At 72.0% G+C, this 13,610-nt stretch carries 14 protein-coding genes and 1 tRNA gene; 5 read left to right on the top strand and 10 right to left on the bottom strand.

Annotation, left to right across the window (positions count from 1 at the left end; all coding sequences use genetic code 11):
• The gene (locus tag WMF17_RS09320) at nt 1-846 is read right to left on the bottom strand and encodes a GAF domain-containing protein (protein ID WP_437488618.1); all 846 of its coding nucleotides are present in this window, start codon (nt 844-846) and stop codon (nt 1-3) included.
• A 217-nt stretch (nt 847-1,063) separates the two neighbouring features.
• Entirely contained in the window at nt 1,064-2,143 is a 1,080-nt protein-coding gene (gene fni, locus WMF17_RS09315; protein WP_437601608.1) for a type 2 isopentenyl-diphosphate Delta-isomerase, read from the bottom strand.
• Nucleotides 2,144-2,303: 160 nt separating this feature from the next.
• On the opposite strand from fni, the gene WMF17_RS09310 reads away from it, so the two are divergent.
• On the top strand, nt 2,304-3,263 hold the full coding sequence (locus WMF17_RS09310; RefSeq protein WP_437601607.1) for a hypothetical protein: 960 nt from the start codon (nt 2,304-2,306) through the stop codon (nt 3,261-3,263).
• Nucleotides 3,264-4,556: an argininosuccinate lyase gene (gene argH, locus WMF17_RS09305; RefSeq protein ID WP_437648943.1), complete on the top strand. Its 1,293-nt coding sequence runs from the start codon at nt 3,264-3,266 to the stop codon at nt 4,554-4,556.
• Nucleotides 4,557-4,583: 27 nt separating this feature from the next.
• On the opposite strand, the gene rpiA is transcribed toward argH, so the two are convergent.
• The 7 genes from rpiA to WMF17_RS09270 form a co-directional block, all read right to left on the bottom strand.
• Nucleotides 4,584-5,282 carry a ribose-5-phosphate isomerase RpiA gene (gene rpiA / locus WMF17_RS09300; protein WP_437601605.1) on the bottom strand — a complete coding sequence of 233 codons (699 nt, stop codon included), beginning with the start codon at nt 5,280-5,282 and terminating at the stop codon, nt 4,584-4,586.
• A 26-nt stretch (nt 5,283-5,308) separates the two neighbouring features.
• Nucleotides 5,309-5,956 carry a phospholipase D family protein gene (locus tag WMF17_RS09295; protein WP_437601604.1) on the bottom strand — a complete coding sequence of 216 codons (648 nt, stop codon included), beginning with the start codon at nt 5,954-5,956 and terminating at the stop codon, nt 5,309-5,311.
• Entirely contained in the window at nt 5,953-6,396 is a 444-nt protein-coding gene (locus tag WMF17_RS09290; RefSeq protein ID WP_437601603.1) for an acyl-CoA thioesterase, read from the bottom strand. The genes WMF17_RS09295 and WMF17_RS09290 overlap by 4 nt, the downstream gene beginning before the upstream one ends.
• 5 nt (nt 6,397-6,401) lie before the next feature.
• Nucleotides 6,402-6,980 (bottom strand): DUF3501 family protein, encoded by a 579-nt coding sequence (locus tag WMF17_RS09285; RefSeq protein ID WP_437601602.1) that lies wholly within the window; start codon nt 6,978-6,980, stop codon nt 6,402-6,404.
• A 47-nt stretch (nt 6,981-7,027) separates the two neighbouring features.
• A complete protein-coding gene (locus WMF17_RS09280; RefSeq protein ID WP_437648942.1) occupies nt 7,028-8,404 on the bottom strand; it encodes a hypothetical protein in 1,377 nt (458 codons plus the stop codon).
• A 154-nt stretch (nt 8,405-8,558) separates the two neighbouring features.
• The gene (locus WMF17_RS09275; RefSeq protein ID WP_437579236.1) at nt 8,559-8,987 is read right to left on the bottom strand and encodes a rubrerythrin family protein; all 429 of its coding nucleotides are present in this window, start codon (nt 8,985-8,987) and stop codon (nt 8,559-8,561) included.
• An 81-nt stretch (nt 8,988-9,068) separates the two neighbouring features.
• A complete protein-coding gene (locus WMF17_RS09270; protein WP_437648941.1) occupies nt 9,069-9,716 on the bottom strand; it encodes a Fur family transcriptional regulator in 648 nt (215 codons plus the stop codon).
• Nucleotides 9,717-9,989: 273 nt separating this feature from the next.
• On the opposite strand from WMF17_RS09270, the gene rpsU reads away from it, so the two are divergent.
• From rpsU to WMF17_RS09255, 3 genes are all read left to right on the top strand, one after another.
• Nucleotides 9,990-10,214 (top strand): 30S ribosomal protein S21, encoded by a 225-nt coding sequence (rpsU, locus tag WMF17_RS09265; protein ID WP_012234386.1) that lies wholly within the window; start codon nt 9,990-9,992, stop codon nt 10,212-10,214.
• 208 nt (nt 10,215-10,422) lie between these two features.
• Nucleotides 10,423-11,574 (top strand): glycosyltransferase, encoded by a 1,152-nt coding sequence (locus WMF17_RS09260; protein ID WP_437601599.1) that lies wholly within the window; start codon nt 10,423-10,425, stop codon nt 11,572-11,574.
• Nucleotides 11,575-11,743: 169 nt separating this feature from the next.
• Nucleotides 11,744-11,818 (top strand) — tRNA-Pro (locus WMF17_RS09255).
• Between the two features lie 153 nt (nt 11,819-11,971).
• Here the strand turns inward: WMF17_RS09255 and WMF17_RS09250 are convergent.
• Complete coding sequence (locus WMF17_RS09250; protein WP_437648940.1) at nt 11,972-13,570, bottom strand: amidase; 1,599 nt, start codon at nt 13,568-13,570, stop codon at nt 11,972-11,974.
• Nucleotides 13,571-13,610: the final 40 nt, after the last annotated feature.

Below are 13,610 nucleotides of genomic sequence, written 5' to 3'. Positions count from 1 at the left end.
TCAGTCCTCCAGGTCCAGGAATGCCTGGACGCCGGGCACCTTCCGGCCGGCGTCGGTGAAGAGCCGCGCGTTGATGAGGGCGGGGGCGGCCTGGGCCCCGAGGAGCTTGAAGAGCTCGGTGTCCACGTTCACGAACTCCGTCTTTTGCGGGAGCGTGCTGAAGATCGCGATGACACCCACGGTGCGCCCGTTGAAGTCGAGCGGGATCACCGCCGCCGGCTCCTCGATGCTCCCCTTGGAGACGTCCTTGGCCTCGTCGAAGAAGATTTCCCCCTTCGAGAATGCCTGGCCTGCGATGCCTTCGGTCACCGGCATGCGCACAATCTCCTCGACGGCCACACCTTCGCTCGCGATCGAGACGAGCTCCTTACCATCAGGCGACGCCAGGTACACGGAGAAGGCGCCCGCCCCGAGGAACTGCGCCAGGAGCTCCTTCAGGTTGCGGAGGACATGGCGCACGTTGCGCGCCGCGTGCAGCTGCGAGAGGGCGACGTACAGGTTCGCGAGGTTCGCGAGCTCCCCCTCCGCCTCCGAGTAGCGGCTGTTGAAGCGGTCCGAGGCCGCCACCATCCGCACCGACTGCGTCACGAGGTCGCGCTTCTCCTGCTCGAGCTCCTCGATCTTGCGGAGCAGGTCACGGATGGCCGAGTCGCTCGCGAGGTGCGCGCGCAGCTTGCCGTTCTCCGATTCGAGCTCGGTGATCTTGTCACGAAGGCGCTCGTTCTCGCGGAGGAGCTCCTCGGTCAGCTGCGCCCCCTTGCGGAAGAACTGCTGAATGAAGGCATCACGCTCCTTCTTCAGGTCCTCGGGGGGACGATCGCTCGGACGCCCTTTTTTCTCCGTCATTTTATCCCGGGGTTCTCCAGAGCTTCGGACCGTATCATGCGGGGCTGACCGGACGGAAGCGTCGAGCGCGGGCCGCCGGCGCCGCCCGGACCCGCCGCCGAGGGGGCGAGCGCCCGGCGCCTCGCGGCCCCGGCCGCGGTCAGCGATGTCGGCTCGGGCGCGCTCGCCCTACCTCGGGGACCGGACCCCCGCCTTCCCGGCCCGCCCACCTCCACGACTACGCCTTCTCCATCTGCTTCAGCAGCTTGGTCCACTGGCGCAGCTCCCGTCCGAGCAGCGCAGGAGTCTTCCGGAGCGACGCGACGTCGCGCGCCCCGACGAGCAGCATGACCGCCCGGAGCTCCGCCTCGATGCTCTCCAGGTACCGCACCGTGGCGTCCCGTCCTCCGGAGACGAAGGCCTGGAGCACCGGACGAGCGATCCCGGCCGCGTGCGCGCCGAGCGCAAGCGCCCGAGCGATGTCAAGGCCGCTCGTGATGCCCCCGGTCGCGATGATCGTCTTGAAGCGAGGACGGATGGTGCGAGCGATGAGCACCGACGCGGCCGTCGGGACGCCCCACTCGCGCAGCGCCTCGCCGAGGGAGCGGGCTGCGCCGTTGGCGCGCGCCGTCTCGACGGCGACCCACGATGTTCCTCCGGCGCCGGAGACGTCCAGGTTGCGGACGCCTGCCTTGACCAGGCGGTACGCGGTTCCGGGGCCGATCCCGCAGCCGGTCTCCTTCGCGACGACCGGCACGCTGAGGCCGTTCGCCAGCCGGCTCATCGCCTCCAGCGCGCCGGTGAAGTCGCGGTCGCCGCCCGGCTGGACCAGCTCCATCGCGGGGTTCATGTGGACGCAGAGCGCATCGGCGCCGACCTGGGCCACGAGCTCGGCGACCGCCTCCGTCGACAGCGACCGCGCCTGCACGGCGCCGATGTTCCCGAGGACGAGGGTCGTCGGGGCGTGCTCGCGGACCTCGTACGAGGCGGAGGCCTCGCCGTTCAGCATCGCGCGCTGACTCCCGAGGCCGAAGCCGTACCCGCGCTCCTCGGCGATCTGCGACAGCTCCCGGTTGATCGCCTGCGCGCGTTCCGTCCCGCCGGTCATGGCCGCGATCAGGAGCGGAGCGCGGAGCCGCTTGCCGAGCAGCAGCACCGAGGTGTCGATCGCGTCGAGGGAGAGCTCCGGGAGCGCGTCGTGGATCAGCTCGACCTGTTCCAGAAGCGTGGTCTTGGCCCGGAATCCGACATCGCCCGTCGCGCAGAGCTCGATGTGGTCGGCTTTCCTCTCGGAGATGTCGTTCGCCTCTTCCGTCATGGGGGCACAACTTTACGCGGTCGGTGACCTCCGTCGAAAAGGAAGTGGCATGGACAAAAAATCGCCAAAAATCGCGCCCCGAGGCCCGCGCCGGCGTCGGCCCCCCCTCCCCTTGCACCTACCGCGCGACCGGCGGGCGGCCGTGGCATAAAGTAACCCCATGGACCTCCCGGACGAATCCCAGATCCGCTGGATCCTTCGCACGACCTCCACGCTCCTCCAGCACGGCGCAGAGCCGGTGCGGGGGCTGGTGCAACCGACGGCCGAGTTCTTCCCCGATCCGTACGACGGCTCGCCCAAGACGGTGGCCGCCCTGATGCTGCGGGTGCAGGAGCACGCCGGGCTCCAGGATCTCCCGGTGGAGCTCGCGGTGGTCAGCCCGGAGGGGCAGGCCAGCACCGTGAGCTGCTCGAGCGGTGCGTGCGGCGGGATGGCGCTGGAGACGAAGCTCGAGCGGGTGGCCCGGCGCGACGACGGCGGCTACCGGGTCGCCGTCTCCGCGGGCGAGCTCCGCAACCCGACGGTGCTCACGACGGCGTTCGTGCGCGCGGTGTCGTTCATGTTCCTGAGCGAGGCCGGCACCTTCCACGCGCTCGCGCCGCCGGACCGCGAGCCCGCCGTCGATCTCGCCGCCGTGCTGCTCGGCTTCGGCGTCCTCGCGACGAACGGCTCGTACCTGTACGCGAAGGGCTGCGGCGGCGTGCAGGTGCACTCGGCGACCAAGATGCCGGTCGACGAGCTCGCGCTCGCGCTCGCCATTCACTGCCGGCTGCACGACGTGCCCGACCGGGCCGCCGCGCGGCACCTCGACGTGACGCCGCGCGCCCACTTCGACGAGTCGGCGGTCTGGGCCAGCTCCAACATCGCGCTCGTCCGCATGCTGCGCGCCGCCCCGGATCGCATCGCCGCGGACGACTACGCGATCGGCGAGTCGAGGAGCTGGCTGGCCCGCGCGCTCGGCTTCGGCAAGCGCCGGCCGGCGCGGACGGCGGAGGACGACCTGCGCGAGCTCGAGCGAGAGCTCGCGGCCGGCGCGGCGAAGGCGCGATCGCTGGATGAGGGCAAGGCCAAGAAGCTTGCGGAGATCCGTGCTCTCGTGGACGAGAGCCTGGGGAGCTGAATGAGCGTACGACTCTGGGACAAAGGGGGCGCGACCGACGCCCAAATGCTGCGTTACACCTCGCGCGACGACTGGCAGCTCGATCAGCGCCTGCTCGCCTACGACCTGCGGGCCACGATCGCGCACGTCCGCGGGCTCGCGCGGATCGGCGTGCTCAGCGAGACGGAGCGGGACGCGCTCGTCCGCGAGCTCGAGGTGCTCGCAGCGCAGAACGAGGCCGGCGAGCTGCGGCTCACCGAGGACGACGAGGACGGTCACAGCGCGATCGAGGCTGCGCTTGTCGCCCGCATCGGCGATGCGGGCAAGAAGGTGCACACCGGCCGGAGCCGCAACGACCAGGTGCTCGTCGCGATGCGCCTCTACGAGCGTGACGCCCTGGACGAGCTCGCCGAGCACGCGACGACCGGCGCCCGCGCGCTGCTCGAGCTCGCCCGGCGCGAGGCGGAGACGCCGATGCCCGGCTACACGCACCTGCAGCGGGCGGTGCCGTCGTCCGTCGGCTACTGGGCCGCTTCCTTCGTCGAGGGGCTCACCGACGCGGTCGATGTCATCCGCGCGACGCGGGCGCTCGTCGACCGCTGCCCGCTCGGCGGCGCCGCCGGCTTCGGCGTGAACCTGCCGCTCGATCGCGCCGGCGTCGCGCGCGAGCTCGGGTTCGCTGGCGTGGCATTGAACCCGCTGGCCTCCCAGACGTCGCGCGGCATCATCGAGGCGCAGATCCTGGCGGCCGCGTGGCAGGTCGTCGCCGTGATCCGCCGGCTCGCGTGGGATCTCAGCCTGTTCGCGATGAGCGAGCTCGCGTTCATCCGGCTCCCGGAGGCGTTCACCACCGGCTCCTCGATCATGCCGCAGAAGCGCAACCCGGACGTCATCGAGCTCATGCGCGCGGCCTGCTCGGTCGTGCAGGGGGCGCTCGCCGAGGTGCAGTCCCTCGTGGCGCTCCCGTCCGGCTACCACCGCGACCTGCAGCTCACGAAGGGCCCCACGATGCGCGGCCTCGACGAGGCGCTCGCGACGTCGCGCCTCTTGCCGCGGCTCGTCGAGGGGCTCGCGTTCGACCGCGAGCGCATGGCCCGCGCGATCACGCCCGAGTGCTTCGCGACCGATCGAGCCGTCGAGCTCGCGGTGCAGGGCATCCCGTTCCGCGAGGCCTACCGGAGTGTCGCGGCCGAGATCGCGGCGCTCCCGGCCGGCGACGCCGCGGCGAGCCTCCGCGCGCGCGTGTCGCTCGGCGCCCCAGGCAACCTCGCGCTCGACGACCTGGCCCGCAGGCTGGAGCGGCAGGCCCGCTAGCGAGGCCGAGCAGCACAGAGCGGCGCGCTAGCGCTGCTTACGCAGCTCTCGGACCGCGCCCTTGTCGGCCACCAGCACGAGGGTGGCCATGTCGAGGAAGAGCCCGGTGTCGACGACGCCGGGGATCTTGCGGATGCGGGCGTCGACCGCTGCGGGCGCGTCCATCGGGCCGAACGCGGTGTCGAGGATCCAGTTGTGGTTGTCGGTCTGCAGGGGGTACCCGTCCGCGTTCTTGCGGATCGCCGGCTTGCCCCCGAGCGCGGTCAGGTGCCGCGCGGCCGACGTGCTGGCGAAGGGCACCACCTCGACCGGGATGGGCACGCGTGAGCCGAGCTTCTCGACGAGCTTCTCGGGGGTCACGAGGATGATGAACTCCGCGGCCTCGTAGGCCACCACGCGCTCGCGGAGGAGCGCGCCGCCGAGGCCCTTGATGAGCCCGAGATCGGGCGCCACCTCGTCGGCGCCGTCCACGGCGACGTCGAGGCGCTCGACCTCGTCGAACGGCACCATCGGGATGTTCTCGCGGCGGCCGAGCGCCGCCGAGCGTTCGGACGTGGCGACGCCCCGGATCTGGAGGCCGCCGCGGACGCGCTCGCCGAGGCGGCGGATGAAGGCCTCGGCCGCGCGCCCGGTGCCGAGCCCGAGCAGCATCCCGCTGTTCACGCGCGCGAGCGCGGCGACGGCGATTCGATCGAGGTCGGAGGGGTCCGGTCCCGCGGTGCTCATGCGCTGCTCATCGGCCATCAATGCCGTCAGCGCAACGGGATTTTGTCGAGCTCGTCGAGCGGCCCCGGGCAGAGGGGCCGGAGCCGGCAGCCTTTGCACTCGGCGCCCGTCCAGATCGCCTCGAACGTCGCCTGCATCTCGTCGAGCAGGAGGTCGTCGTCCGTGAGCACGCCCGCCTCGAAGTTCCTCCGCCCATCGCCCTTCGCCCCGAGCCCGGCGCCGGTGAGGTTCGCGGAGCCGAGGTAAAGGAGCGCGCCGTCGACGGCGATCATCTTCAGGTGGACGCGCGGGCAGCGCCGCATCGCGATCGGCGACCGGGGCCGGCGGCGGAGCTCGGCGCGGAAGGCGCGCGACGGGACGCCGGCGTGCAGCAGGCGCAGCTCGACCCCGCGGGCGGCGAGCGCGTCGAGCAAGTCGAGGAAGGACATGTACCGGCCGCGCGCCCGCGCCCTCGATCCGATGGGCGCCTCGACGCGCAGCTCCTTCACGTTGGCCGTCGCGATCCACACCGAGACGCGGGCGTTCGCGACGGCGCCCATGACGAGCGCGTCGTAGTGCGCCCTGTCGCGGAGGAGCGTCAGCTCGACCCGCCGCTTGAGCTGGATCCGCGGCGTCGCCGCTTCATCGACCCGCGTGCGCGCGCGTGCGCGCGGGCGCGCCGGCCGCGCGCTCACACCCGTTGACCGGCGCCGGCGGGCGCCTGCTCGAGATCGAGGTGGGCGCTGAGCAGGGCCCGGACGTCCTCCGGCATCGGGACCGACGCCAGCTGTACCAGGTCGGTGGTGACCACCGTGTGCCGGAGCTCGGCCGCAAGCACACCGTCGTGGGTGCGGATCATGCGGTACCGGAGCGTGGCGCTCCGCCTGCCGACGCGGACGACCGACGTCTCGATGCGGAGCGTCTCGCCGTAACGCACCGGCGCCGCGTAGTCGGCCTCGACCCGCACCGCCGGCAGCCCGATCCGCCGCTTCAGGATGAGCGCGGCGTAGCCTCCCTCGAGCGGCGCGAAGAAGCGCTCCATCGCCTCGTGCGCGTAGTTGAGGAAGCGCGCGAAGAAGACGATGTTCGCGGCGTCGACGTCCTCGAACTTGATCGGGCGATCGAGCGAGACCATCGCGGCTAGGAGAGGTCCTCGGCGAGCTTCTCCAGGGTCGCTCTCCCGAGCGGCGCCTTCACCGCGTAGCGCGGGTGCGCGATCGCGAGCGACACCGTCGCCTTCTTTGCCTTGATCCCGGCCTGCGCCTCGGCCGGGAGATCCACCTTGAGGTAGTGCACCGCCGTCGTGCGGTCCTCCAGGATGGCCTCGTCGCGCTTGCCGTGCGCCCGCGCGGCGATGCCGTCGACCTCGATCGACACCGTGTCCTCCAGCCCGACAAGATCGACGAGCATCCGATCGCGCAGCGCCCGGTCCGGGATCTCGACGAAGAGCGTCAGGCTGAGCTGCCCCTCCCCCGGGATGAGATCGTTGTACGTCTCGATCTCGTGGAGGATGCCGCTCTCGCTCGTGATGCGCTCGGTGCGGAGCATCTCCTGGATCTGGAAGAGCACGGAGTCGCGGTTCTCGAACACCGCGGTCATGTGGTCTCCGATCCGCACGCGGCGGGCCCGCTTCTCCTCGATGATGCGGCTGCGGAATCGCTCCCGGATCGCCTCGTATTCGCCGATCCCGAGCACCTCGTTGCGATCGATGGGACGCATGACGGCTCCTCTCTTCGACGTCTCGTTTACGTCTCCCGTACGTCTCTTCACGACTTCGAACCGAGGTGCGACGTCGGTCCGAGCCCGTACGCGTGGGCGAGCGCCTCGACCGGGTGCAGCACCTTCGCGCCGTTCTCCTTGACCATCCTGAGGCCGGCGAGGGTGCAGTCGCTGACGATGACGTCCGCATCCGCGACGCCGCGCACGAGCTTCGATGCGTACTTGCGGCCGGTCTCGTAGTGGGCCGCCTTCATCCCCCACGTGCCGTCCACGGCCGAGCACTGCTCGATGACGCGCACCTCGGTGTCGGGCACGACGCCGAGCACCCTGGCGCCCGGGAAGCCGATCTTCTGGGCGCGCAGGTGGCACGCGGCGTGGTACGCGATCGTGCCGAGCCCCTTCTTGAACTCGCGGTTGAGCTTCTTCTCGCGCCCGAGCTGGACGAGGAACTCCATCATGTCGAGCGTCGCGGCCGCGACCTCGCGCGCCTCCGCCGTCTGCAGGTACTCCGGCCACTCCTTCTTCATCGTGTAGCCGCACGTCGGGCCGACCACGACGATCTTCCTGCCCATGCGGACGTGCGGGAGCAGGAGCTCGACGTTCTGCTTCACCTTCGCGGTGAAGGCCTCGAGATCGCCGCCGTCGAGGTTCGGCATCCCGCAGCATGTCAGCGCGCCCGCCGGGGCGTCCTGCGGATCGTCCGCGGAGGTGCAGCCGGGCACGTGCACCGCGTAGCCGTTGTGCTCGAGGACGCGGACCGCTGCCTCGGGGACCCCGGGCGTGTTGTACTCGCCGTAGCAGGTCGCGAAGAGCACCACGGCGCCTTGCTTGCCGGCGTCCGGCGCGGCGCTGTGCTCCACGAACCACGACGAGAACGGCTTGCGCGCCATCTCCGGGAGCGGGAACTCCGACGAGATCCCGGTCACCTTCTCCTGCACCTTGCGCAGCAGGCGGCTCGCCTGCACGAGGTTCGCCAGCGGCGCGGCCCGGCCCGAGCCCAGCGCGCCGATCAGCTGTGGCTCGCCGAGGATCCGGTCCACCAGCGGGATGCCCTCCCGCTGGGCGCGCACCGCGCGCTCGCGCGCGAGCACGCGCGGGAAGTCCAGGAGCTCGTAGGCGTGCTCGTCGGCGGTGTACGGGCACTTGATGTAACAGAGCTTGCACTGCCAGCACTCGTCGCCGATGGCCTTGAAGTCGTCGTAGGCGAGGGCCTCGGCGCCCTCGGCGACACCGGACTCGATGTCCCTGTCGACGCGGGCGAAGAGCTCGGGGAACGAGCCGCAGTACCCGACGCACATGCGGCACTCGTGACAGATCTGGAAGGTCCGCCGCAGCTCTGCCTCGAGGTCGCGGGGATCGAGATATCGCTCGTCGTTCGGCGATGTCGCCGGCGGACGGTCTGGTGCACGCCGAATGACGCTCACGGGTCGGTTCCTCTCAACATCCTCTGGAAATACGAGACGATGGAGCCGCTCGCCGCGTGGCGCGGCACCGGACGGCGACGGCGCATGCGCCCCGGGTCGAGCCGCCGACGGCTCGGCGCGATCCGGGGCGCTCGCGCTCTCTCATGGGTCGAGATCAGAAGTCGAGCGACTGCAGCGCCTTCTGGAAGCGCCCGGCGTGAGACTTCTCGGCCTTGGCGAGCGTCTCGAACCACTCGGCGATGTCGTCGAAGCCCTCGGCGCGGGCCTCCTTGGCGAAGCCCGGGTACATCGTCTCGTACTCGTGGGTCTCGCCGGCGACGGCGGCCTTCAGGTTCTTCTCCGTGTTGCCGATCGGCAGACCGGTCGCCGGGTCGCCGGCCTGCCGGAGGTAGTCGAGGTGGCCGTGCGCGTGGCCCGTCTCGCCGTCCGCCGTGTCCTTGAAGAGACCCGCGACATCGGGGCGACCTTCGACGTCGGCGACCTTTGCGAAATACAGGTAGCGGCGGTTGGCCTGCGACTCCCCGGCGAACGCGTCCTTCAGGTTCTGGTGCGTCTTCGTGCCCGTAAGCTGCTTGGTGGTCATGGTGTTCGCTCTCCTTGGTTGAACGGCTGGGACGATGGATCCCTGGTGCCCGCAGGTCAGCTCGGCGGCGCGGAGACTCCGCTAGCCATGTTCAGGGCGCCGCGCCCGTCGAGCCCCTGCGGGGCGGAGTCGATTGTTTTCCTCGCTGCGCCCGGCGTGGCGCGCCGCTGCGTGCGCGCTCTCGTCCTGCCTGCCCTTCGCGCAGGCAGCGCAGAGCCCCCGGTAGATCCGCTCGACGGCGCGGACCTCGAAGCCGGGCGCGGCCGTGAGCGGCGCGGGGACGATCTCGTCCAAGCGCTCGGCCAACAGCTCGCTCGGCTCGCACGGCACGTCGCGGACGAGCCCGCAGCGGTCACAGACGGCGTGATGGTGCGCATCCATGTTCGGATCGAAGCGCGAGGCGCCGGGCGACAGCGACAGGGCGACGCACAGCCCCGCCGACGCCAGCGCATCCAGCGTGTTGTAGACGGTGGCGAAGCTCATCGTCGGCAGCGCCGGCCGGAGCCGCTCGAACAGCTCCTGCGCGGTCGGGTGCGTCGGATCGGCCGCGAGCTCGCGCACGATCGCCAGGCGCTGCGGCGTCAGCTTGAGCCCCGAGGATCGCACGCACGCCAGCATGGACGCGACCCGGGCATCCTCTTCGATCCCCTCGCGCGCGAGGCTGCCCGCGCGCCACCGACCAGCGCGGGGCGTAGACCCCTTGACGGCAGGTGTTCGCGGGGTGGCCACGGCGAGAGTGATACTTAGAAAGTTTCTCAGTTGCAAGTCTCAACAATCACCGGCAGATGAGCCTGGTAATTCCAGCTCGAATCAGGCAAATCTGTCGTATCGACCGCGGACGACGCGACGCCGCGTCGCGCTCCGTGCCTGGGGGGATGGCTCTTGCGAGGCCAGAAAGCCTCTGCCATAGTGCGCGCCCCGCGCTGCCGGGCCCCCGCCGGCTCGCATTTCGCCCGCCAACTGGGCCAAGTTTTTTCCCAGCTAAAGAGGACGCTTCGAGACATGCCGACCGACGCCATTCAGTGCAAACCGCTCGAGGTCGCCGTGGGCGACAAGGGCATCGAGCGCGCCATCAAACACCTCAAGAGGAAGATGGCCGCCGAGGGGATCCTCCGCGAGCTGAAGCGGCGCCGGCACTACATGAAGCCGTCCGTGAAGCGGCGCAAGAAGGCCTCCGAGGCCGCTCGCCGCCGCCGGAAGCGGTCGAAGATGGACATGGTCGCCTAGCGCGACCATCCCTCGCGCAAGGGCAACCGGCCAAGACGCAGAAGACGCGCGCGGACGCTTGAGTCAAGCCCCCGCGGCGTGCTCTGCGTCTTGTCATTTTTGTCCAGCGACAGCCTCGACGACGTCGATGTGACACGGGCTGCGCGCGTCCATGCGGCGCCGACGCACAGGCAACGCGCGTGGCGCGCCCCGGCTCCCTGAGGTCTCGATGCGCGCCGTCGTGGTCACGACGTCCTATCCGATCAGCGACGAGGATCCTTCGGGCCACTTCGTGCGGTCGTCGGCGCAGGCGCTCGCGCGCAGCGGCGACGAGGTTCACGTGATCGCCGCCGGGGGCTCGGTCCTCGACCCGCCCTCGCGGGACGGCGCCCTCGTGGTCCATCGGGCAGGCGGGGGCGCGCTGTTCGCGTGGCCGGGCGCCGTGGCGCGCGCGCGCGAGTCGCCGATCCGGCTGCTCTCCGTGGCGCCGTTCGCGGCCGCCGTGCTCGATCGGCTCCGTCAGCTCGGGCCGGTCGACCGCGCGGTAGCGCACTGGATTGTCCCGTGCGCGTGGCCGCTCCTGCTCGCCCTGCCGCGCGCGCCGCTCGAGGTGCACGCGCACGGCGCCGACGTGCGGCTCCTGCTCCGCGCGCCGCGCCCCGCGCGCGCCGCGGTGGTTAGCTCGCTCCTCCGCCGCGACGCGCGCTTCGTGTTCGCCGCGCGCGCGCTGCGCGACGCGCTCGCGGGCGCGCTCGCTCCGGAGCAGGCGCGCGCGCTCGCCCTCGCCTCGCGCGTCGCGCCGCCCGCGATCGATCTGCCGCTCGTCGCCGAGCGCGCGGGCGCGCTCCGGAGCGAGCTCGTGCAGCGCCCCGGTGAGCGCCTCGCCGTCGTGGCGTGCCGGCTGATCCCGACGAAGCGGGTCGAGCTCGCGATCGAGGCGGCGCGCGCGGCGGACGCCGGGTTGCGGCTCGTCATCGTCGGCGACGGTCCGGAGCGCGCCGCGCTCGAGCGCATCGCGCGCCGCGGCGCCCCCGCCGCGGCGAGCTCGCGCGGCGCCGGCGGCGTGGGCAGCGCCGCGGGCAGCGCGGGCAGCGCGGCGGTGCGCTTCACGGGCACGCTCCCGCGAAGCGAGGCGCTCGCGTGGATCGGCGCGGCGGACGTGCTGCTGCACCCGTCATCGCACGAGGCCGCCCCCACGGTGATCCGCGAGGCGCGCGCGCTCGGCGTGCCCGTCATCGCGTGCGACGCGGGCGACGTGGTCGCGTGGGCCAGGGACGACGACGGAATCCTCGTGGCGGAAGGCACGGCAGAGAGCCTCGCAGCCGCGCTCCGCGCCATCCCGCCGCGCCGCTCGGATCGCGCGCCCGCGCGTTCGCGCTGAAAGCAACGGCCTCCTCGCCGAGCAAGCCGCGGCGCGCCCCCGGCTCCGGCCAGCGCCGGACGCCCCGTCCGGAGCGGGTCTGCGATCCACGACGCGATGCCCTTGCAATTCTCAAGGCTTCGATTAGGGTCCGCCTCGCTCCGCACCGAAACGTGGCGGCGGAGTGGCTCGGGGCGTAGCGCAGCCTGGTTAGCGCACTTGACTGGGGGTCAAGGGGTCGGTGGTTCGAATCCACTCGCCCCGACTGGTCCGGCGGAGAAGATTCTCCGGCGGACCTTTCGGCTTTGTAGGGCTCAATTGCTTGTCGACCGTGGAGCGCCGGGCAGCGGCGGCGTGGCCCCGTCATCGCGTCCCGGGGTCGCTCACGTCACCCGGCACCCGGGGGCTCGCCGCGTCATCAGGCGAGCGGAGGCGGTGAGACGGGCGTGACGGGCCGATCCGGCTCGCCGGCGAGCTCGTCCTCGATGCTGATCATGGCTGCCAGCACCACGTGGTCGCTGAAGGGGAAGCCGACCACCTGCACCCCGACGGGCAGCCCCTCGCTCTTCGCATCGATCTCGGCGGCCCGCTTCTCCAGCCGGTCGCGCGGCCGCTCGCGGCGCGCCTCGCCGCCGCGCACGCGGGTCACCGGGACGACGCCGGCCGGGAACTGCGTGAGGTTCCAGAGCATCGCGGAGCTGCCCGCGAGGACGAAGTCGCGCGACGCGGCGTGCGGCAGCGCCGGCGTGGCGTACGGCGGGCAGAGCAACAGATCGAGCGACTCGGCGCGCATCGCCGACGCGATCGCGGCGCGCGCCTCGCGAAGCGCGTGCGTGGCGCGCCAGAGCTCGGCGACGGACTTCGGCCCCGTGACCTCGAGGAGACGCTGGAGCCGCCGCTCGCCCGCGAGCCCGGCGACGCGCGCGGCGGCGCGACGCGCGAACGGCGGGAGCGACGCCATCGTGCGGAGCGAGCGGAGCGAGACGTCGATGTCGCCCGCGTCGCCGCCCAGCTCGCCGCCCTGGAGGAGCGACAGCGCGGTCGCGCCGCCGTCCGCCGAGAGCGCGGCGAAGTACCCGTAGACCGCGTCGGCGATGCCGGGCGGCGTGAACGGCACCACCGCGGCGCCCCGCGCGCGCAGGGCCGACGCGGCCTTCACGACGGCGCGGGCGACGGCGGACGAGGTGGGGACGAGCCCGTCATCGCAGTAGAATCCGACGCGCAGCCGCGCCACCTCGACGCTCGCCGGCTCGGTGAACGGGAAGGGCGGCACGCGCACGTCCAGCTCGGCCATGGTCGCGGGGTCGAGCTCGGACATGACGAGCGCGATGTCGCGCGCGCTCCTCGCCATCGGCCCGACCTGCGAGCGGACCGCCTCCTGCCCGAGCAGCGCCGAGTTGCTCCCCAGGTTGGTCCAGCGGTCGAGCGTGGGCTTCATGCCGACGATCCCGCAGCAATGCGCGGGGACGCGGATGCTGCCGCCGATGTCCGTGCCGATGCCGAGCGGCGACATCCCCGCTGCGACGGCGGCGGCCTCGCCGCCGGACGAGCCGCCCGGGCTGTGATCGAGGCTCCACGGGTTCGCCGTCTGGCCGAAGAGCGGATTGCGCGTCTCGTTGTACAGGAGCAGCTGCGAGACGTTCGTGCGCCCGAGGATCACGGCCCCCGCGCGGCGGAGCAGCGCGGTGACGCCCGCGTCGCCGGCGGCCCGGTGGCCCCTGCGGGACGCGACGCCGAGCGTGGAGGCCATGCCGGCCATGTCGAGCGACTCCTTCACGGTGATCGGGAGCCCGTGGAGCGGGCCGCGGTGCTCCCCGCGACGGCGCTCGTCGTCGAGCCCGCGCGCGGCCGCGAGCGCCTCGTCGTGGAGCACCTGAGTGAACGCGCGGAGCCGCGGATCGAGCGCCTCGATGCGCGAGAGGTGCGCCCGCGTGACCTCCTCGGAGCTGACCTCGCGCGCGGCCAGGAGCGCGGAGAGCGCGGTCGCGGAGAGGCGGGTCGGATCGGTCGCGCTCACGGTGAATCGACGAGTATCACAGGTCCGCGCGCTCGAAGGG

Origin of the sequence: Sorangium sp. So ce362 (genome assembly GCF_051519845.1) — a bacterium.
Taxonomy (GTDB): Bacteria; Myxococcota_A; Polyangia; order Polyangiales; family Polyangiaceae; genus Sorangium.
Note: the sequence above shows the minus strand (reverse complement) of the source record. Positions and strands in the feature narration are given on the sequence as shown.

Bases quoted from the DNA above. Each gene is read 5' to 3' on its own strand.
- WMF17_RS09320 (WP_437488618.1), bottom strand. From the start codon at position 846: ATGACGGAGAAAAAAGGGCGTCCGAGCGATCGTCCCCCCGAGGACCTG.
- fni (WP_437601608.1), bottom strand. From the start codon at position 2,143: ATGACGGAAGAGGCGAACGACATCTCCGAGAGGAAAGCCGACCACATC.
- WMF17_RS09310 (WP_437601607.1), top strand. From the start codon at position 2,304: ATGGACCTCCCGGACGAATCCCAGATCCGCTGGATCCTTCGCACGACC.
- argH (WP_437648943.1), top strand. From the start codon at position 3,264: ATGAGCGTACGACTCTGGGACAAAGGGGGCGCGACCGACGCCCAAATG.
- rpiA (WP_437601605.1), bottom strand. From the start codon at position 5,282: ATGAGCACCGCGGGACCGGACCCCTCCGACCTCGATCGAATCGCCGTC.
- WMF17_RS09290 (WP_437601603.1), bottom strand. From the start codon at position 6,396: ATGGTCTCGCTCGATCGCCCGATCAAGTTCGAGGACGTCGACGCCGCG.
- WMF17_RS09285 (WP_437601602.1), bottom strand. From the start codon at position 6,980: ATGCGTCCCATCGATCGCAACGAGGTGCTCGGGATCGGCGAATACGAG.
- WMF17_RS09275 (WP_437579236.1), bottom strand. From the start codon at position 8,987: ATGACCACCAAGCAGCTTACGGGCACGAAGACGCACCAGAACCTGAAG.
- rpsU (WP_012234386.1), top strand. From the start codon at position 9,990: ATGCCGACCGACGCCATTCAGTGCAAACCGCTCGAGGTCGCCGTGGGC.
- WMF17_RS09260 (WP_437601599.1), top strand. From the start codon at position 10,423: ATGCGCGCCGTCGTGGTCACGACGTCCTATCCGATCAGCGACGAGGAT.